Origin of the sequence: Streptococcus sp. 2020WUSS089 (assembly GCF_044427405.1) — a bacterium.
Classification (GTDB): Bacteria; Bacillota; Bacilli; order Lactobacillales; family Streptococcaceae; genus Streptococcus; species Streptococcus hashimotonensis.
The window spans coordinates 1-19,263 of sequence record NZ_JAOTGD010000014.1 but is presented as its reverse complement, the minus strand read 5'-3'; the positions used below and the strand labels follow the sequence as shown (position 1 = coordinate 19,263).

General features: G+C 43.6%; 19 protein-coding genes. 5 read left to right on the top strand and 14 right to left on the bottom strand.

From position 1 onward, the window contains the following. Positions 1–77: 77 nt before the first annotated feature. Positions 78–521 carry a MarR family winged helix-turn-helix transcriptional regulator gene (locus tag ODU46_RS09100; RefSeq protein ID WP_044674536.1) on the top strand — a complete coding sequence of 148 codons (444 nt, stop codon included), beginning with the start codon at positions 78–80 and terminating at the stop codon, positions 519–521. After that, positions 511–969 (top strand): GNAT family N-acetyltransferase, encoded by a 459-nt coding sequence (locus ODU46_RS09095; protein ID WP_029171639.1) that lies wholly within the window; start codon positions 511–513, stop codon positions 967–969. The genes ODU46_RS09100 and ODU46_RS09095 overlap by 11 nt, the downstream gene beginning before the upstream one ends. Positions 970–1,035: 66 nt before the next feature. Here the strand turns inward: ODU46_RS09095 and ODU46_RS09090 are convergent, their stop codons facing one another. The 7 genes from ODU46_RS09090 to ODU46_RS09060 form a co-directional block, all read right to left on the bottom strand. Then, positions 1,036–2,058, bottom strand: a complete 1,023-nt coding sequence (locus ODU46_RS09090; protein ID WP_395382338.1) for a YeiH family protein — start codon at positions 2,056–2,058, stop codon at positions 1,036–1,038. Positions 2,059–2,067: 9 nt separating this feature from the next. Then, positions 2,068–2,391 (bottom strand): AzlD domain-containing protein, encoded by a 324-nt coding sequence (locus tag ODU46_RS09085; RefSeq protein ID WP_044694005.1) that lies wholly within the window; start codon positions 2,389–2,391, stop codon positions 2,068–2,070. Then, positions 2,378–3,079: an AzlC family ABC transporter permease gene (locus ODU46_RS09080; RefSeq protein WP_395382339.1), complete on the bottom strand. Its 702-nt coding sequence runs from the start codon at positions 3,077–3,079 to the stop codon at positions 2,378–2,380. Before ODU46_RS09080 ends, ODU46_RS09085 begins: the two co-directional genes overlap by 14 nt. A gap of 174 nt (positions 3,080–3,253) precedes the next feature. Beyond that, positions 3,254–5,455, bottom strand: coding sequence for an alpha-galactosidase (locus ODU46_RS09075; RefSeq protein ID WP_395382340.1), 2,202 nt, complete (start codon positions 5,453–5,455; stop codon positions 3,254–3,256). A gap of 9 nt (positions 5,456–5,464) precedes the next feature. Next, entirely contained in the window at positions 5,465–6,295 is an 831-nt protein-coding gene (locus ODU46_RS09070) for a carbohydrate ABC transporter permease (protein WP_024384208.1), read from the bottom strand. Between the two features lie 10 nt (positions 6,296–6,305). Beyond that, complete coding sequence (locus ODU46_RS09065) at positions 6,306–7,199, bottom strand: carbohydrate ABC transporter permease (RefSeq protein WP_024406861.1); 894 nt, start codon at positions 7,197–7,199, stop codon at positions 6,306–6,308. A 67-nt stretch (positions 7,200–7,266) separates the two neighbouring features. Then, a complete protein-coding gene (locus ODU46_RS09060) occupies positions 7,267–8,541 on the bottom strand; it encodes a sugar ABC transporter substrate-binding protein (RefSeq protein ID WP_024411357.1) in 1,275 nt (424 codons plus the stop codon). 214 nt (positions 8,542–8,755) lie between these two features. On the opposite strand from ODU46_RS09060, the gene ODU46_RS09055 reads away from it, so the two are divergent. Continuing rightward, a complete protein-coding gene (locus tag ODU46_RS09055) occupies positions 8,756–9,592 on the top strand; it encodes an AraC family transcriptional regulator (protein ID WP_014637344.1) in 837 nt (278 codons plus the stop codon). 37 nt (positions 9,593–9,629) lie between these two features. On the opposite strand, the gene tsaD is transcribed toward ODU46_RS09055, so the two are convergent. The 3 genes from tsaD to tsaB are packed head-to-tail and all read right to left on the bottom strand — an operon-like array spanning position 9,630 to position 11,747. After that, positions 9,630–10,637 carry a tRNA (adenosine(37)-N6)-threonylcarbamoyltransferase complex transferase subunit TsaD gene (tsaD, locus tag ODU46_RS09050; RefSeq protein ID WP_172070457.1) on the bottom strand — a complete coding sequence of 336 codons (1,008 nt, stop codon included), beginning with the start codon at positions 10,635–10,637 and terminating at the stop codon, positions 9,630–9,632. Next, a complete protein-coding gene (gene rimI / locus ODU46_RS09045; RefSeq protein ID WP_398579531.1) occupies positions 10,627–11,067 on the bottom strand; it encodes a ribosomal protein S18-alanine N-acetyltransferase in 441 nt (146 codons plus the stop codon). Before rimI ends, tsaD begins: the two co-directional genes overlap by 11 nt. Further along, a complete protein-coding gene (gene tsaB / locus ODU46_RS09040) occupies positions 11,064–11,747 on the bottom strand; it encodes a tRNA (adenosine(37)-N6)-threonylcarbamoyltransferase complex dimerization subunit type 1 TsaB (RefSeq protein ID WP_230334034.1) in 684 nt (227 codons plus the stop codon). The genes rimI and tsaB overlap by 4 nt, the downstream gene beginning before the upstream one ends. 434 nt (positions 11,748–12,181) lie before the next feature. Here tsaB and ODU46_RS09035 point away from each other — a divergent pair, with 434 nt between their 5' ends. Together ODU46_RS09035 and rnjA are read left to right on the top strand one after the other, a co-directional pair. Continuing rightward, complete coding sequence (locus ODU46_RS09035; RefSeq protein WP_002938523.1) at positions 12,182–12,412, top strand: DNA-dependent RNA polymerase subunit epsilon; 231 nt, start codon at positions 12,182–12,184, stop codon at positions 12,410–12,412. A gap of 3 nt (positions 12,413–12,415) precedes the next feature. Next, positions 12,416–14,095: a ribonuclease J1 gene (gene rnjA / locus ODU46_RS09030; RefSeq protein ID WP_002938522.1), complete on the top strand. Its 1,680-nt coding sequence runs from the start codon at positions 12,416–12,418 to the stop codon at positions 14,093–14,095. A gap of 378 nt (positions 14,096–14,473) precedes the next feature. Here the strand turns inward: rnjA and glnA are convergent, their stop codons facing one another. The 4 genes from glnA to ODU46_RS09010 all read right to left on the bottom strand — a co-directional run bounded on the left by glnA (position 14,474) and on the right by ODU46_RS09010 (position 19,027). After that, positions 14,474–15,820, bottom strand: coding sequence for a type I glutamate--ammonia ligase (gene glnA / locus ODU46_RS09025; protein WP_398579529.1), 1,347 nt, complete (start codon positions 15,818–15,820; stop codon positions 14,474–14,476). 28 nt (positions 15,821–15,848) lie between these two features. Continuing rightward, positions 15,849–16,220 (bottom strand): MerR family transcriptional regulator, encoded by a 372-nt coding sequence (locus ODU46_RS09020; RefSeq protein WP_002940041.1) that lies wholly within the window; start codon positions 16,218–16,220, stop codon positions 15,849–15,851. A gap of 75 nt (positions 16,221–16,295) precedes the next feature. Beyond that, entirely contained in the window at positions 16,296–16,811 is a 516-nt protein-coding gene (locus ODU46_RS09015) for an aromatic acid exporter family protein (protein ID WP_024414154.1), read from the bottom strand. Between the two features lie 1,016 nt (positions 16,812–17,827). Further along, a complete protein-coding gene (locus ODU46_RS09010) occupies positions 17,828–19,027 on the bottom strand; it encodes a phosphoglycerate kinase (protein WP_398579528.1) in 1,200 nt (399 codons plus the stop codon). Between the last annotated feature and the right edge of the window lie 236 nt (positions 19,028–19,263).

The window sequence follows — 19,263 nt, the reverse complement described above, 5'->3', positions numbered from 1 at the left end:
AGTTGTCAAAAGCAACTATTTTTGATATACTGTTAAAAAATTAATTTCATTTAGCAACTAAATGCCAGAGGTGTCTATTGGAAAATTTAATTATACAGCTACGACAGTTTAACCGCTCTTACCTACCTGCTTTTCATTTGCTAGGAAACAAATATCTAGGGGAACGCTACAATCTTACTGAAGTTCGGATATTATTTGAAATCTATGAGAACTCAGGCTGTACCGCCTCTTTCATTAGCCATTCTCTCCAACTGGACAAGGGCTACATCAGTAAAATTCTCAAACAGTTTCAAACATCAGACTACATCATTAAAAAAATAAGCCAAATCGATGGACGTCAACACAGTCTATTTCTGACGAAAACAGGACTAGCTGCTGTTGAGTCATATATCAACAAAGCAAATCAGCAAATTACTGAACAATTGAGCCATTTGACCCCTCAACAACGTTCCGAATTTCAAGAAGCAATTGAAACACTTATCCCCCTCATAAAAGAAATGGAGAAGAAAAATGAACATTGAAACCTATAAACCTGAATACAAGGAAGCATTTATTGCTATGAACCTCGCCTGGATAGAAGAAATGTTTCAAGTAGAAGATGAAGATCGTATGGTCCTAGGAAGCATTGAAGAGCGTCTTGCAAATGGTGGGGAGATTTTCTTCGCCATCAATGATGAAGGCGAGATTATGGCATCTTGTATGGTTGCACCACTCCCATCTGGTGAGTGGGAAATTGAAAAATTTGCTGCCAAAAAAGAATTTGCTGGTCAAGGGGCTGGCAAGGCTTGTTTGCAAGCTTGCATGGATTTTATTAAGGAGAAACAGATTCAAAAAGTGATTATCGTTTCGAATCGAAAATGTGTGTCCGCCATCCATCTGTATAGAAAATTTGGTTTTATCGAAATTCCAGTTGACAAAAACAAATTCCCTTATGAACGTGCAGACATTGCTTTTGAACAATATTTCTAATAACTTAAAAGAACAAGATCAAGCAGACAAAAAATCCTAGCAACTACTAGGATTTTTCTTGTTCATTTACCAAATTCCCAAGATTGCCTGCCAAACCAGTGTCAGCACCGTCACTCCCAGCCAGCAAATCAGACCAATCAGAAGAGCAGCTCTGCCATTTTTCACCAAAGAAAAGACATTGGTCCGCAAGCCAATGGCTGTCATGGCCATACAAATGAGAAACTTGGACAGGGTTTTGAGCGGAGTAAAAATGTCCGCACCCAGTCCAAAGTGACCCGCGATTGTTGTCACCAAACTGGCTAGGATAAAATAGAGGATAAAGGTTGGAAAACCTGCCAAGAGCGAACTCTTGTCTGCCTGAACTCCCTTCCCTCTAGCCTGCCAAATTGCCAAAACCGACGTAATGGGAATAATGGCCAAGGTTCGCGTCAGCTTGACCATCACAGCCGTGTCCAAGGTCTGACTGCCCAGTCCGTAGAGGCTGTCCCAGGTGGCTGCTGTTGCGGTCACCGACGAGGTGTCATTGACCGCCGTTCCGGCGAACATTCCAAAGGCCTGACCCGAATCGGTCGAAAAACCAAGCCAGGTTGCTAAGGTCGGAAAGACCAGGGCCGCCAAGACATTAAAGAGAAAGATGACCGAGATTGCTTGTGCTACATCCTCATCATCCGCCTGAATAATGGGAGCTGTCGCCGCAATGGCTGACCCTCCACAGATAGAGGTCCCAACGCCAATCAAGGTCGCTAGATGAGATGAAATGGGCAAGATTTTCCACATCAGAAATGCCAAAAACAAGGCAAAACTAATTGTTGACAGAATAATTGGTAAAGATTGGCGACCGACTGCAAGGACCGCTGATAAGTTTAGTCCAAAACCCAAGCAAATCACCGCATACTGCAAGATTTTCTTAGAGGTAAAGGTCAAGCCTGGCTGAAAGGCATTTTTCCTTGAAATGTAGGAATGCAGGCTCATCCCGATTAGAAGGGCAAAAACAGGTCCACCCACCAATGGAAACAAGCCACCTAACCACTGTCCCACCAAAGCCAAGACCAGACAAAGTACCACACCTCTGGCATTTTCCTTAACCATAAGCCCCTCCTAGAAAATCAAGCGGAGAGCAGCTGTCGTCAAGACGCCAACCACTACTGCGAGGAGGATATTTTTGGTCCTCAAAACCACCAAAAAGGTCGGAAGGAGGGCCAGACTTTCGACAGGGAGAAGGTTGGGGAGGGAGCCCACTTCTTCGTCCATGATGCTAGACAGGGTCAGGGAAAAGATAATGGTGATGGGTAGAAAGCTGAGAAATTTCACCAGCTTTGGAGGCAGGGATTTGTTCTGCGTCAGTACAAAAGGCAGGACGCGTGGTACCCAGGTCACTAGGGCCGCCGCCAGAATAATCAGTAGAATACTAGTTTTTATCATCAATCATCACCCCCACAAAACAGCCCAAGAGCGTCGCCAGAAGCACCGCCACATAGGACGACACTAGCACAGACAGGCCGACATAGGCTAGACCAACCGCCAGCAAAATCAAGCCGATTTTTTTCAAAGGAATAGTCCGAGCCATAGCCTCCAACTGACCTGAGAAAATCCCGACAAACATGGCAACCAAGGCAAAATCCAAGCCAAACTGCTCGGGATTTGGAATCAAACCACCGATGAGATTGCCCAGAGTGGTAAAGATAGCCCAAGAAGCATAGCCAGCAAAGTTGTTGCCGTACATCCAGCTAGGGGCAATCTGCTTTTCCTCAATGTGTTTCCGCAAGAGAACCGCATAGGATTCATCTGTTAAAAATGAGCCAATCAAGATATTGGAGCCCAGACTGTTGCCCTGGAAAATGGTCGTCGTATGCAGGCACATGAGAAAATTCCTCAGGTTGACAAAGAAAACCGTTACCGCAATCGACAACAAGGGAGCACCTGCCAAAATCATGGCACACATGACAAATTGGGCACTCCCTGCATAGACCAAGAGGCTCATCAAAGCCATTTCCACTGCTGAAATGCCTGAATTGACCGAAACGACACCGCAGGCCAGACCGATACTGGCATAGCCCAGAGCTGTGGGAATGGCATCCCGCAAGCCCTCACGAAAAGAGTGTTCCTTCATTCCATATCTCCTTAATAATTCGTAAAAAGTATTCTCTCATTTTCTCACATTGCAACTCGTTTTTCAAGCCTTCTTCTATATCCGAGTAAAAGTTTTGCACTCATTGTTGGACATGTTTCATATATAGACAATATGTAAAGACCCAGCCGATGGCTGGGCCTAGGGATAGGGATGCTACTGTTGTTTCTGGAGGACCATCAAACGAGAAGTAAAGTCCTTATTGTCTCCAACATGGTCCCCATGTCGAATCGACAAACCTGTATGCATTAATTGGCTACCAGTATAAACTTCTCCATCAAGGTGATAGACCGCTTCCTCTTCCAACCCCTGCAAGTACAAGCGTTGATAGGCAAGATTAGCAGTTGTTAACCGACGATAATAACCCACGATAACTTGCTGACCATCCAAGGATTGGACCTGCCAAGCCGTTATTTCTCCATCGAATGGACTTTTCAGACGAGTAAAGATACCCTGTTGGAAAAGCTTACGGTGAGCCTTGTAAAAGGCAATCTGCTCTTTCATCTCTTCCAACTCTTCTTGGCTACAATCAAACAAATCCAACTCATAGCCAAAACTTCCAAAGAATGCAACATTGGCACGTGTATTCAATGGCGTAGCTCGTCCCAACTGCTGATTCGGACTAGCTGATACATGGCAACCCATACTGTTCAAAGGATAGACCATGCTCGTTCCATATTGGATTTTCAAGCGTTCCATGGCGTCCGTGTCATCGCTGACCCAGGTTTGAGGTGCATAGTAGAGCATTCCTGGGTCAAATCTAGCTCCACCACTTGAACAAGACTCGAATAAGACTGTCGGAAAAGCTGCTATCAGACTATCATATAGACGGTAGAGATTGAGAATATAGCGATGGAAGGTCTCACCTTGCCGCTCCGCCTCCCGTGTACATGTAAAGACTTCTGTCATATAGCGATTCATATCCCATTTGATATAATCAATATCATGCTCGGCCAACAGCCGATGGAGTTGGTCATGAATATTTTGATAAACATCCTCTCTTGATAAATCCAAGGTATATTGGTGGCGTCCGTGCGATTGACTATGCTGAGGATGACGGAAAATCCAATCTGGATGCGCTCGGTATAAATCACTGTCCTTATTGACCATTTCAGGTTCAATCCAAAGTCCAAATTTCATTCCCATAGCATGAACTTGGTCAATAATCCCTGTCAAGCCACTTGGTAATTTCTCTCGGTTGACCGTCCAATCTCCCAAGCCTGCTCGGTCATGGTTTCGCTTGCCAAACCAACCATCATCCATGACAAATAGTTCAACACCAAGACCTGCAGCCTCCTTAGCCAAGGAAAGAATTTTTTCCTCATCAAAATCAAAGCTCATAGCTTCCCAGTTGTTCAAGAGAACAGGCCGTTCTCTATCACGCCAATAGCCACGCACCAGATGTTTTTGGAAGAGGCGGTGATAGGTTTGGCTCATACCATTCAAACCATGCTCGCTATAAACCATAACGACCTCAGGCGTCTGGAACTCTTCTCCCTTATCTAATGTCCAAGAAAAACGTTCAGGATGGATTCCCATACTCACTCTCGTCTTTTGGAAAGAACTCACATCCACCTGAGCCAAAAAGTTTCCGCTATAGACGAGCGAGAAGCCCAGTACCTCTCCCTGTTGCTCATCCGCATTTGGTCGTTTCAAAGCCATGAAGGGATTGTGCTCCGCACTACTAGCCCCTTTGAGACTGTAAATAGACTGACAACCTTGATGAAGAGGCGATAATTGCAGATGCCGCTCGCGCCCCCAAGCCCCATCCAAATGCAACCAGTCATAGTCCATATCAGGCAGACAGAGTGTCATACTCAAGGCACGGTTCAAACAGACAGATTTTTCTCCGAGTTGTTCAAAACGAGCAGAGCGAGTCACCGCTGGATAGTCTCGAAAAATCGTATAAGACAAGACCAGGCGGGTCTGCGACTCTTCATCCAACAAATAAATATCTAAACTATCTGCCTGTCCCTCCTCATCCAGATAGAGATGAGGAAGACCCTTCAAAGTCGATCGCCCAGCATAAATCCTATGCCCTTGATAAACAAAGTGCGATAGGCTGCTACCATCCTTCTGCACCAACTCAAAAGTCGGAGAAAAATAGTCCGTTGTACCATAACAAGCAAATTCAGGATTGGCATATTGGAGTGAGAAGAAACGGTCATCGTCTTCTACAAAGGAAGTCAAAGCACGATACTCATCTTCACGCACATACTGATAGGAAGCTGTTTCTGTTACACGCTTTCCATAATACAAACTACCAATATGACCATTAGGCAAAACCGTCAACACATAGCTAATAAACTCATTGTAAAGATGGAATTCCTTTGTCTTTTCATGAAAGATAATTCCCATTGTAGCCTCCTATAATTTTCCACCAGATGTCGCAATCCCTTGGATAAACTGCTTCTGGAATATCACATACAGTACCAACATCGGCCAAATAGCCAAAACACTTGCAGCCATGAGCTGAGGATAGTTAACAGCGTAAGCTCCCTGGATCTTAGAAAGTGCGCTAGACAGGGTAGCCTTGTCCGCTTCTGAGTTGATAATCAATGGCCACAACAAATCCTTGAAAGCAAACAAAGCCGTAAAAATCGCTAAGGCAATCAAGCCAGACTTGGCCAAAGGCAACATGACCTTAAAGAAGGTCTGCCCGATATTACAACCATCCAATTTTGCAGATTCCTCCAATTCTTTTGGAAGACCCATGAAAAATTGACGGAGTAAGAATGTACCAAAGGCACTGACAATTCCTGGAAATACCAGAGCAAAAATCGTATTGCGCATACCAAGTTGGTCAATCATCAAATACTGAGGAATGACGAATAACTGAGGTGGCACCATCATTTGAAAGAGGACCAGACCAAACAAGAAATTCCGCCCAGGAAATTCCAAGCGAGCAAAGGCATAAGCTGCCATAGCTGAGAACATAACCGAGCTAAAGATACGCCATAACATCATCAAAATGGTGTTCAGATAGAGTATCGGAAAATTATTGGTCCGAATAGCCTCCGTATAATTGCTCACCATCCACTTACTTGGTAAAAATTGGAAAGGATTCATCTGAGTGGATTCGGTCACCGTTTTAAAAGACGTCAACACCATCCAGACGAATGGAATCAGCATGCCCATTGCCACTAAAATCAAGAAGGCATGCATCCAAATAGTTGATTTTAAAGCTGATTGTTTCACATGAACCTCCTTAACGGTAATGCACCCATTTTTTCTGTACCTTCATCTGAACGAAAGTAATGACAAGAATAATCAATAACAACAACATGACTATGGTAGAACCGTAGCCCTTATCCGAATATTTAAAGGAATTATTGTAAAACAGATAAACCAGAGATACCGTCTTATCATAGGCAGGACTTCGGATGTCTTCCATCATATAGATAACATCAAAGACTTGCATGGATTGAATAACACTGGTTACCACAACAAAGAACAAGGTCGGCGAAACCAAAGGCAGGGTAATGGAGAAAAATTGCTTGGCTGGACTAGCTCCATCAATGCGAGCCGCCTCATAAAAATCCGTCGGAATTTCTTGTAAACCAGCTAAAATTAAAATCATGCTATAGCCAACAGTACTCCAAATTCCAATCAGAGCAATTGAATAGAGAGCAATCTTTGGATCTTCAATCCAGTTCACAGCACCCAGTCCCAAACGACGCAAGACATAGTTAATCAAGCCAAAGTCCGTATTGTAGAGCCATTTCCAAACCATGGTCACCGCGGCTGGTGCTGCCACCATAGGCAGGAAAAATATTGTCCGATAAATATGCTTCCCTTTAATCTTAGAATTCAACAAAACTGCAAGCAACATGGCCAAGGCAACGGTAGCGGGAACAACTAGAATCGTATATTTCAAGGTATTCCATGTCGCCTGCCACACTTGCGCATCCCCTAGCATTCGTTGGTAATTTGCCAAGCCGACAAAGATGTCACCTCTGCCGAAATCTCCACTCTTATGGAAACTCATCTTCATAGTTTGGAAAATAGGAATAATATTGAGCACGACTAATCCGATAATGGTCGGCGCTACCATTGCCCATCCCCAAATTGCCTCATTTAAACTTCCTTTTTTTCGGAACATCTTATCCCCATCCTTCTTCATTTAATAAGAAGGTCCGGGGAAGAATCAACTTCCCAAGACCTCCTACCTATTTTTCAGTTGCTAATTCAGCATTCATCATATCAGCTGTTTCTTTGGCAGCTTCTTCAGTTGCTTTTTCTCCAAGATAAGCAGGTTTCAATAGCTCGTAAGCCTTATCTTCCCACTTGATGGTTGTTTGTGAATATGGACGAATCTGTGCATAATCCACCATGTCAACGTAGTTCTTGATAGCAAAGTTTTTATTTGAATCTACCCAAGTATCTGCCGCGCCTTTATAAGCCGAGATTGCCACACCAAGTGTTGCCTGCATTTCTTGTGCCTCTTTTGAGCTGAGGTATTCAACCCATTTCCAAGCAGCATCTGGATGTTTAGTAGTAGCAGCAATGGCATGACCCAATCCATTAAAGATGGTTGCACGAGTTCCATCTGGCCCTTTTGGCAAGACAGCTACATCAGCATTTTCACGAATGTAGTCATTAGCAGTGAAACCAGATAAATTCCAAGAACCGAAGACGCTCATAGCCACTTGACCGTTTTGGAATGCTTCGGCCCGCTCTTTATCCACTGTAATAGCTGGTGAAATTTTCTCTTTGACAAAGCTAAAGTAGTAATCCAAGGCTTCAATGGTCTTAGGATCATCGTAGCCTGATTTCAAATCATCAGTAATAACCTTACCACCATTTTGATAGATAAAGTTGTAGTAGCCCTCTTGGTTACTCAAACCAGCACCAAAACCATATTGGCTACCATCTGGCTTGGTCAATTTCTTCGCTACTTCTTTCAACTTGTTCCAATCCCAAGTATCGTCTGGATATGGAATGCCTGCTTCGTCAAATAATTTTTTATTGTACCAAAGACCGATTGTATCGAAATCTTTTGGAATAGCGTACTGCTTACCATTTATATTGTAGATTTCATTCAAACCATCTGGGAAATTAGCTAGTTTGGCATCTTCACTCTTGGCTAAATATTCATCCAATGGCAATAGCATTTCATTGGAACCATAGCGATAAATCTCATTTGAATGCATCCAGAAGGTATCAGGCAATGAACCACCTGTCGCACCAGCTTCTAGCATAGTCCAGTAGGAATCCCAATCCGATACTTGAATATTGATTTTAATATCTGGATTCTTTTTCTCAAATTCATCCGCAATCTTTCTCAAACCAGGTTCCTGACCAGAATCCCAAATGGCATAGGATATTTCTGTCTTTCCTGAACTACTTCCTTCCGTAGCTTTACTAGACTCAGTCGAAGTAGAACACGCTGCCAGTAGGCCTGCAGCCGCAAGCAAGGTAACATAGCGACCAAATTTCTTCATGGTAATACTCCTTTTCTTTTGTCGAATACGTCGACGAACTTTGTTGTTTCTACTATAACTATAACATGTAAGCGCTTTATAATAAAATAGGAATATTTGACATCTTCTATATGATTTTGGGATATTTTTTAATTTTTTCAAATAAAATGTCACATTTACATATAAATATGTTATACTATTTGTAAGCCTTTACAATTTTTGTGGAGAGAATACAATGAAAATACAACCTGAATTTTACGTCTTTAACAACAGATCCTATGTAGATTTTTACCCCATCCAATTTGGCATGGAAGCCTGTAAGCCACTTCACTCATTCGGCCCAACTATGAAACAACACTACCTGTTTCACTACATCATCTCTGGTTCAGGTACTTTTTACGATACCTCCGACCAACGTGAATACCACCTAACCGCAGGACAGGGCTTTCTTATCTCCCCAGATGCCATCTGTAGCTACGAAGCAGACGCAAAGGACCCCTGGACCTATATCTGGCTTGAATTTGACGGTCTGAAAACTGAGCATTTTCTCAGACAAGCAGGACTCTCAAAAGAGCAACCTATTTTTTCGCAACGAGAAATGCCCACCTCTAGCCCTGTCTACCATGAAATGAAACAAATTCTCGCGCTCCATCACCAAAAAAGCGCCTGTCTTCTTGGGCACCTCTACCTCTTTATCTCCTATCTCATCGACTGTTCGCTAACCAAAACAAGTAGCAAACACGATGAAAACAAGGAATTTTATATACGAGAGGCCATCAACTTCGTAGAACGAAATTATGAGAAAGCTATATCCGTCGATGATTTGGCACAAGTATGCAACCTCAATCGCCACTACTTCAGTCGGCTATTCAAGGAGCAAATGAACATCTCACCTCAACAATTTATCATCCAATACCGACTCAGCGAAGCCTGCGAACTCTTAAAAAACACCACTAAGACACTACAGGAAATTGCTGAAGAAATCGGCTACTCCAACCAATTCAATTTTTCAACTGCTTTTAAAAGGCATTACCAAATTTCTCCAAATCGCTGGCGAAAAATCCACAAATAAACCTCTTACGTATCCTTAAACGTAAGAGGTTTTTATTCTATAAATTCTCAAAAGCTAGACTTGGTTTGGCATTCAAATCCCAACCAGCAAAGTTTTCCTTGTTGTATTCGCTAACGGCTGCCAAGGCAATCATACCAGCATTGTCACCGCAGAGGCGAAGCGGGGGAATGATGACCTCCACATCGGTGATTTCAGCTGCCAACCGCTCTCGTAATCCCTGATTGGCTGCTACACCGCCCGCTACGACCAAGGTCTTAACAGGGTATTTCTCCAAGGCCTTCTTGGTCTTAGCCATGAGAATGTCCATAACACAGGCTTGGAAAGAAGCTGACAGGTCCGCATTGGACAAGGTTTCCCCTTTCTGCTGGGCATTGTGGTAGAGGTTGATAAAGGCGGATTTCAAACCTGAAAAAGAAAACTCCAGATTATCTTCTTTTATCATAGCACGAGGGAAGTCATAAATGTCTTGCCCCTCATGAGCCAATTCATCGATGACACGACCAGCTGGATAGGGCAGACCCATGACCCGTCCTACCTTGTCATAGGCCTCGCCGACCGCATCATCTCGCGTTTCACCGACAATCTTGTAGTCGCCCGCCTCTGACACATAGACCAACTCCGTGTGCCCACCGCTGACCAAAAGAGCCAAGAGCGGAAACTCCAACTCCTTGACCGCACGCGCCGCCATCAAGTGCCCTGCCATATGGTTGACAGGAATGAGCGGCAAGCCATTGGCCCAAGCAAATGCCTTGGCAGCCGAAATCCCGACCAGCAAAGCACCGACCAAGCCAGGCCCATAGGTCACAGCCACAGCCGTCAGGTCCTCTGCCGTCACCTCCGCCTCCAACAAGGCCTCCTCGATGCAGGCCGTAATCACTTCCACATGGTGACGGCTGGCCACCTCGGGCACCACCCCACCAAACCGCTGGTGGCTGGCAATCTGGCTGGCAATGACATTGGACAAAAGCTCCGCCTCATTTCGCAAAACAGCCACCGAGGTCTCGTCACACGAAGTCTCAATCGCCAAAATCAATCTATCTTTCATCACGTTCTCTCTTCATTAACACCGCGTCCTCGACAGGATGACGGTAGTAGTCTTTTCGTTTTCCTATTTTGGTAAAATGCTGGCGTGTATAGAGGGCCTGAGCTGCGCTATTGGACTCCCTCACTTCGAGGAAGATATCTCCATCCCAGTCCATCACAGCAGCCATCAGCTGACTGGCGATTCCCAACCTCTGAAAATCAGCCCTGACAGCAATCTGCAAGATTTCCATCTCATCCAGCACCGTCTGCACAGCCAAAAATCCAACTAATTCCTGACCCTCATAGGCCAGATAATAATCCTCATCCTGACTAGCCATACTAGACACAATTTGCTCTACAGTCCATGAAGACTGCTCATAGACCGACTGCATGACTGCCAAAACAGCCTCTGCCAAATTTTCCTGACCGTCGTAGTGTTTAATCTCTATCATACACGCTTGATATAACTTTCTGAGCCAGCTTGGTTGTCCTTGAGCCAGTTCTCCTCTGCCTCTACTCGCTTGAGATAGTTGGGCTCAAAGCTAGTGACATCTACTGCTGGCAAGTCTTGACCAATCACCGCCAGCTGATAGGCAGACGGCTGACTGGTTTGGCAATGGGCAGTTGGCAGTGCTTGCTCGATTTGCTCCATGAAGTTTTCTACTTCTCCGACAAAGGTGATGTTTTCCTTACCAGACAAACTAGAAAGTAAATCTTCAAAAGACCAGTAGCGGTCTGCCTCGACTGCTCTGCCATTTTCATAAACACCTGCATAGACGCAGTTACGGCGAGCATCGATGAGGGGCACCACCAGACCCGTCAGGCTGGACGGAACCAAGGACTGAAGACTGGATAGCCCCACCAAGTCGATCTTGAGGGTGTAGGCCAAGGTCTTGGCAGTCGCCACCGCCACACGAAGCCCCGTGTAGGAGCCAGGTCCCTGAGCGACCACAACCCGATCCAGGTCTTTGGGGGTCCAGCCCACCTGTGCCACCAAAAAATCGACCACAGGCATGAGGCTGATACTATGATTTTTCTTGACGGTCAGCAGGGTTTCCGCCTGCAAACGACCATCCTCCACCAAGGCAACCGATAGGGCCTGGTTGGAGCTGTCTAAAGCTAGGATTTTCATACGTTTCTCTTTCTTTACAAGTCTACTCTCTATTGTAAGCTATCTTGGCCTTTTTTTCAAATAATGAAAAGACTGAGTTGTTATTTCTAGTAGGTTAATGGATCGAACCGATTTGTCATTCTAGTAAGTCACATCACTATCTGGCAGTTGACAGGCATTTCTCGGCACAATTGAACTTAGTCTTAGTAATGGAATCCTAACTCATTTCTTTGATTTATCCCCTTCTGAAATACCGAATTTCTGAAAATCATGACACTTTTCCATTTTCCTACCAAACCCTTTTACCATCAGCATATTTTATGGTATAATGAAGAGTACATTTAGACTGAATAAATTGACAACTCGAGAAAATTGAATAGGCATTACCAGACAGCCCCAACTGTTTGGGGCTTTTTTCATAGTTGCCAGTCAAAAAGAAAGGAACTATACTACACATGATTTATAAAGTATTCTATCAAGAATCAAAAATTAGCCCACGTCGCGAGCAAACACGCGCTCTTTATCTAGACATCGATGCTGCATCAGAATTGGAAGGTCGTATTATCGCGCGTGAATTGGTGGAAACCAACCGCCCTGAATACAATATCGAATTTATCGACCTCTTATCAGACAATCATCTTGAATACGAGAAAGAGCACGCAGATTTCAAAATTACGGAGTTTTAATCCATGTCATCAGTCAATCTAAAACCTCATGAAGTTGGCGTTTTCGCCATCGGTGGTTTGGGAGAAATCGGGAAAAACACCTACGGTATCGAGTACAAGGATGAAATTCTCATCGTCGATGCCGGTATCAAGTTCCCAGAAGATGACCTATTGGGTATCGACTACGTTATCCCAGACTACTCCTACATCGTTGAAAACCTAGACCGCGTGAAAGGTCTGGTTATTACCCACGGGCACGAAGACCACATCGGAGGCATTCCCTTCTTACTCAAGCAAGCCAACGTCCCAATCTATGCTGGACCTTTAGCCCTCGCCCTCATTCGAGGCAAATTGGAAGAACACGGACTGCTCCGTGATGCGACTTTGCATGAAATCAATCATAATACAGAGTTGACCTTCAAACACCTAAAAGTCAGCTTCTTCCGTACCACCCACTCCATTCCAGAGCCACTTGGTATCGTCGTTGACACCCCGCAAGGAAAAATCGTCTGTACCGGTGACTTCAAGTTCGATTTCACTCCAGTTGGCGAGCCAGCAGACCTTCACCGCATGGCTGCCCTCGGTGAAGAAGGCGTTCTCTGCCTCCTCTCCGACTCGACAAATGCTGAAGTTCCAACCTTTACCAACTCGGAAAAAGTGGTCGGTCAGTCCATCATGAAGCTGATTGAAGGCATCCACGGACGTATCATCTTTGCTTCCTTTGCCTCCAACATCTTCCGTCTCCAACAGGCGGCTGATGCAGCGGTTAAGACCGGACGCAAGATCGCTGTCTTTGGACGTTCCATGGAAAAAGCCATTGTTAACGGTATCGAGCTCGGCTACATCAAGGTGCCTAAGGATACCTTCATCGAGCCAAACGAGATCAAAGAATACCCTGCCAGCGAGATCATGATTCTCTGTACAGGTAGCCAAGGGGAGCCTATGGCAGCACTCTCTCGCATCGCCCACGGTACCCACCGTCAAGTGCAACTCCAGCCAGGCGACACGGTTATCTTCTCGTCCAGCCCTATTCCGGGAAATACCACAGGTGTCAACAAGCTCATCAATATCTTGATTGAAGCCGGTGTCGATGTGATTCACGGTAAAATTAACAACATCCACACCTCTGGGCACGGTGGTCAACAAGAGCAAAAACTCATGCTCCGCCTGATCAAGCCAAAATACTTCATGCCTGTCCATGGTGAATACCGCATGCAAAAAATCCATGCCAGCCTAGCTGTTGATACAGGCGTTCCAAAAGATAATATCTTCATCATGGAAAACGGAGATGTCCTTGCTCTGACAAAAGATTCTGCACGTCTCGCAGGTCAATTCAACGCCCAAGACATCTATGTCGATGGAAACCGCATCGGTGAAATCGGCGCAGCAGTCCTCAAAGATCGCCGCGATCTTTCAGAAGATGGTGTTGTCCTTGCAGTAGCCACTGTCGATTTTAATTCTAAGATGATATTAGCAGGACCAGACATCCTCAGTCGCGGCTTTATCTATATGAGAGAATCTGGCGAGCTCATTCGCGAAAGTCAACGCGTCCTTTTCAACGCTATCCGCATCGCCATGCGCAACAAAGACGCAAATATCCAAACAGTCAACGGCGCCATTGTTAACGCCCTACGACCATTCCTATACGAAAAAACAGAGCGTGAACCAATCATTATCCCAATGATTCTGACGCCTGACCGATAACACACTAAAATCCCATAGGTGAAACCTCTGGGATTTATTTTATATTAATACTCTTCGAAAATCAAAATTATCCGTTGTCAACTTGCCTTGATGAACTCCAGTTCTATCTTCGGCTTCGTTTCCTAGGCTACTTTTGATTTTCATTGAGTATAACAAGATAACCCAGCTTGAAAAAAAGACCGATTTCAAGCTCATGTCCATTCCCTCGCCCTGCTATTTCTTAGCTCAGGCTGAAACAGTCTCTTCCCAGACTACTTCACTCCACTGGACCATTACTTGCTTTCCAATTTCTCAGCTCATGAACAAAGGACCCGTTGGGGTCCTAATTCGCTATCTGGTTTTCAAGCTCATGAAAAAATGGTCCACCGGACCATTTTTTTAATACATATCTAAATAGTTGTCGATTTCCCATTGAGAAACGTAGGTTGCGTAGCTTGCCCATTCGATTTTCTTAGCTTCCAAGAAATTCGTATAGATATGATCACCTAGAGCTGCACGAACTACCTCATCTTCACGAAGAGCTTTCAATGCATTGTGAAGAGTTGAAGGAAGATCAGTGATTCCTGCTTCACGACGCTCCTCATCAGACATTGCATAGATATTAGATTCTACTGGTGCTGGTGCTTCAATCTTATTTTGAATACCTTCCAAGCCAACTTCCAATAGAACGGCCATAGCTAAGTATGGGTTGGCAGTTGGATCAACTGAGCGCAATTCCAAACGAGTTCCCATTCCACGTGATGCAGGTACGCGAACCAATGGTGAGCGGTTTTTACCAGCCCAAGCAATATACACAGGAGCTTCAAAGCCTGGAACCAAACGCTTGTAAGAATTCACTGTCGGGTTTGTAATGGCAGTATAGTTATAAGCATGCTTAATCAAACCACCAAGGAAATGGTAAGCAGTTTGAGACAGCTGCATACCGCGAGGATCTTCTGAATCAAAGAAGGCATTATTCCCATCCTTATCAAAGAGTGACATGTTACAGTGCATACCTGAGCCAGCAATACCAAACTTAGGCTTGGCCATAAATGTCGCATACATACCATGCTTACGAGCAATTGTTTTAACAACTAACTTGAAGATTTGAATATTGTCACAAGCTTTTAAGACATCCGCATATTTGAAGTCAATTTCATGCTGACCTACTGCCACTTCGTGATGGCTCGCTTCAACTTCAAAGCCCATCTCTGTCAAGACATTGACGATTTCGCGACGTGTATTATCAGCCAAGTCCGTTGGTGCGAGGTCAAAGTAACCACCTTTATCATTTACTTCAAGCGTTGGATTTCCTTGTTCGTCCATCTTAAAGAGGAAGAATTCTGGTTCTGGACCAAGGTTGAATGAAGAGAAACCTGCCTCTTCCATGTGACGAAGCGATTTCTTCAAATTTCCACGTGGGTCACCAGCAAAAGGCTTAGCATCTGTTGTATAAATATCACAAATCAAACCAGCTACACGGCCATTTTCATCACCCCAAGGGAAGATAGTCCATGTATCCAAGTCTGGGTAAAGATACATATCTGATTCATTGATACGAACAAATCCTTCAATAGATGAACCATCAAACATGACCTTATTTGACAAAACCTTTTCGACCTGCTCATCAGTTGCTGGAATTTCTACGTTTTTCATCACTCCCATGATGTCTGTAAACATAAGACGTAGGAAGGTAACGTTTTTCTCTTTGATATCGCGCTTGATATCTGCCACTGTGAATGTCATTATTTTTCTCCTCTATTTTAAAAGCTAATTACGACGAACGGAAAATGGAACTAGGACTTGAAAATCGTCCCTGACGACTGAATTCATCATGTAAGATACGACGGACATCTTCATCAGTCAAGGTTTTCTGCTGTTTTTGGACCTTAGCTTTCGCTTCCCGATTTGCATATTCCTTCTTAATCGCAGCAATATTCAAACCTTCATCCAAAAAATCCTTGATTTCTAAAAGTAAGTCCATATCGTTTAGAGAATACAAGCGACGATTCCCTTCATTGCGATCGGGCTTAATCAAGCCTTGATCTTCATAGTAACGAATTTGACGAGCAGTTAAATCTGTCAACTTCATCACACTACCGATCGGAAAGATGGCTAAGGAACGACGAAACTCTTTTTCTCTCATAACGAACTCCTTTCTGCCTACCATTATAGGAGAATTTTTTTTTGAGGTCAATAGGCGATGTTATATTTTGTGACATCATTTATCCTGAAAACGTTTTTTTATAACATTCACATCATAATTAACTAGAATCGCAATGAAAACTCCGATAAAAGTTTCAAACACGCGAATAAACACATATTGAATCGTATCACCAGCAGGAATAGACAATGTAATAATTAATAAAGCTGACACTCCACCAATAATTCCCGCTTTATTATTCATCGCCACATTTGTCATAATCGTTAACATGACAAATATTGGAACAAAAACCGCAGTTACCCAAAAATGATCTAAGAATAACCTATCCAAAATAAAGAAAAGTAGCGCATAAAAACCACCAATAGAATTACCCAGAATACGAGAAGCTCCAAAATGGACACTCTGATCGAAGTCTTCTCGTAAACTAAACACAGCCGTCAAAGCCGCAATCTGAATCCCTTGCCACCCCATAAAACCAAACAAAAGAATAACTAGGAAGACTGCCAAACCCGATTTGAACGTCCGCATCCCCAACCGAAATTTCTTTGGATCAAATGTATATTTTTTTAACATACCTCTATTCTAACATGATTTCGGAAAATAGAATAGCAAATACCTGCCCAGCTTTTCTTTTCTCCTAAGCTCGACTGGAAAAGCCACCTGTTCACGCCAGCTTTTCAAAAAAACAATAATCTGCCACTTTAAATCAGCTGCAAAAAGGAACCCAGAAGTAAGATAAACGAATAGACGCTGCAAAAAAACAACGTCTTTTTTGAATTTTATATTTTGTGCGCAGTAGCTGAATGGCAGTTGTGACCAAGATTCAGTCTTGCGGGGTTCAAATAGCCTAGTGGACTATTTGAAGTTAGCACCAAGAAAAAAACAAAGCAACAAGCTACGAAATCATTTTTGACAGAAGCCTCGCTTCTTCTATTTCTAACCTCAACATATCTCCCAGATATGTTGAACTGACTCACCGCCTATTTTTCATTTCAGTAAGCACCGCAAGTTCTGGAAGCACTTTTCACCTTGCTAGACTTTCTAACTCGCTTAGCTTCATAGAAACTCTACACGATGCACAAAATGCAACGGAAATCCGTTGCATTTTAGCCTTTGTACTAGAAAAGAGTTGGTCTCCCAACTCTTTTCATCGTTCATACGCAGTAGCTGAATAGCAGTTCACTTTGCTACGCTTGTGACCAACCTATTCAGCCTTGTGGGGTTCAAATAGTCCAGTGGACTATTTGAAGTTGTCACCCAATAAAAACAAAGTGACAAGCTACGGAATCATTTTTGACAGAAGCTTCGCTTCTTCTATTTCCAACCTCAAAATATCCCCCAGATATTTTGAGCTGACTTACCGCCTATTTTTCAGTAAGAGCTGCGAGACCAGGCAATACTTTTCACCTTGCTAGACTTTCTAACTCGCTTAGCTTCGTAGAAACTCTACGCGATGCACAAAATGCAACGGAAATCCGTTGCATTTTAGCCTTTACCTAGGCTGATTTTCTAAACTCACTAGGTTCACAGAAAATCTAGCCTTTGCACTAGAAAAGAGCTGGTTACCCAACTCTTTTCGTCGCAAGTTTTTACTTTTCAGTAAGAGCTGCAAGTCCTGGAAGCACTTTGCCCTCAAGAAGTTCCATTGATGCACCACCACCAGTTGAGATCCATGAGAACTTGTCTGCACGGCCAAGGTTGATAGCTGCTGCTGCTGAGTCACCACCACCGATGATTGATTTCACGCCTGGTTGTTTCACGATAGCGTCCATTACACCGATTGTACCAGCTTGGAAGTCTGGGTTTTCAAATACACCCATAGGTCCATTCCAAACAACTGTTTTCGCACCAGTCAAAGCTTCGTCAAACTTAGCGATTGACTTAGGACCGATGTCAAGACCAAGGAAGCCTTCTGAAACTGCTTCGCCTTCAGTGTCACGAACTTCAGTGTATCCAGCAAATGCGTTAGCTTCTTTTGAGTCAACTGGTAAGATCAATTTACCGTTAGCTTTTTCAAGAAGTGCTTTTGCGACATCCAATTTGTCTTCCTCTACAAGTGAGTTACCGATTTCGATACCTTGAGCTTTGTAGAAGGTATAAGTCATACCACCACCGATAAGAACTTTATCAGCTTTTTCAAGAAGGTTCTCGATAACGCCAATCTTATCAGATACTTTTGAACCACCAAGGATTGCCACAAATGGACGCTCTGGAGTTTCAACAGCTTCTTGGATGTATGCAATTTCGTTTTCCAAAAGGAAACCAGCTACTGCTTTTTCTACGTTTGCTGAGATACCAACGTTTGATGCGTGTGCACGGTGTGCAGTACCAAATGCATCGTTAACGAAGATACCGTCACCAAGTGAAGCCCAGTATTTACCAAGTTCTTCGTCGTTTTTAGATTCTTTCTTACCATCAACATCTTCGAAACGAGTGTTTTCAACAAGGAGAACTTGTCCATCTTCCAAAGCATTGATAGCTGCTTCCAATTCAGCACCACGAGTAGCACCTGAGATGAAAGCAACGTCTTGACCCAATTTAGCTGCTAAGTCAGCTGCCACAGGAGCCAATGATTTACCTTCTTTATCTGCTTCTTCTTTTACACGTCCAAGGTGAGAGAAAAGAATTGCACGTCCACCTTGCTCAAGAATATACTTGATAGTTGGAAGAGCTGCTGTAATACGGTTATCGTTAGTGATAACGCCATCTTTCAAAGGCACGTTGAAGTCCACACGAACAAGAACTTTTTTGCCTTTCAATTCTACATCTTTAACAGTCAATTTTGCCATTAGATAAGAACTCCTTAAATTATATTTACTTTACCATTGTATCATATTTTCTGTATTTTTTCTTGCATAAAGATATTTTTTTCACAAATGTTATGAAATCTAAAACTATCGAAAGTTCTATAATGAAGTTAGCCACCTTACCTTGGTCAAGAATTAGATGTTTCACTATGTTTGAGTAAGTTGATGATTTCATTTGATAACAGGCTTGAAGCTGTTAGGCTAGGTGGCCAAGGCTA

Bases quoted from the DNA above. Each gene is read 5' to 3' on its own strand.
- ODU46_RS09095 (WP_029171639.1), top strand. From the start codon at position 511: ATGAACATTGAAACCTATAAACCTGAATACAAGGAAGCATTTATTGCT.
- ODU46_RS09090 (WP_395382338.1), bottom strand. From the start codon at position 2,058: ATGGTTAAGGAAAATGCCAGAGGTGTGGTACTTTGTCTGGTCTTGGCT.
- ODU46_RS09085 (WP_044694005.1), bottom strand. From the start codon at position 2,391: ATGATAAAAACTAGTATTCTACTGATTATTCTGGCGGCGGCCCTAGTG.
- ODU46_RS09080 (WP_395382339.1), bottom strand. From the start codon at position 3,079: ATGAAGGAACACTCTTTTCGTGAGGGCTTGCGGGATGCCATTCCCACA.
- ODU46_RS09075 (WP_395382340.1), bottom strand. From the start codon at position 5,455: ATGGGAATTATCTTTCATGAAAAGACAAAGGAATTCCATCTTTACAAT.
- ODU46_RS09065 (WP_024406861.1), bottom strand. From the start codon at position 7,199: ATGTTCCGAAAAAAAGGAAGTTTAAATGAGGCAATTTGGGGATGGGCA.
- ODU46_RS09060 (WP_024411357.1), bottom strand. From the start codon at position 8,541: ATGAAGAAATTTGGTCGCTATGTTACCTTGCTTGCGGCTGCAGGCCTA.
- ODU46_RS09055 (WP_014637344.1), top strand. From the start codon at position 8,756: ATGAAAATACAACCTGAATTTTACGTCTTTAACAACAGATCCTATGTA.
- tsaD (WP_172070457.1), bottom strand. From the start codon at position 10,637: ATGAAAGATAGATTGATTTTGGCGATTGAGACTTCGTGTGACGAGACC.
- rimI (WP_398579531.1), bottom strand. From the start codon at position 11,067: ATGATAGAGATTAAACACTACGACGGTCAGGAAAATTTGGCAGAGGCT.
- tsaB (WP_230334034.1), bottom strand. From the start codon at position 11,747: ATGAAAATCCTAGCTTTAGACAGCTCCAACCAGGCCCTATCGGTTGCC.
- ODU46_RS09035 (WP_002938523.1), top strand. From the start codon at position 12,182: ATGATTTATAAAGTATTCTATCAAGAATCAAAAATTAGCCCACGTCGC.
- rnjA (WP_002938522.1), top strand. From the start codon at position 12,416: ATGTCATCAGTCAATCTAAAACCTCATGAAGTTGGCGTTTTCGCCATC.
- glnA (WP_398579529.1), bottom strand. From the start codon at position 15,820: ATGACATTCACAGTGGCAGATATCAAGCGCGATATCAAAGAGAAAAAC.
- ODU46_RS09020 (WP_002940041.1), bottom strand. From the start codon at position 16,220: ATGAGAGAAAAAGAGTTTCGTCGTTCCTTAGCCATCTTTCCGATCGGT.
- ODU46_RS09015 (WP_024414154.1), bottom strand. From the start codon at position 16,811: ATGTTAAAAAAATATACATTTGATCCAAAGAAATTTCGGTTGGGGATG.
- ODU46_RS09010 (WP_398579528.1), bottom strand. From the start codon at position 19,027: ATGGCAAAATTGACTGTTAAAGATGTAGAATTGAAAGGCAAAAAAGTT.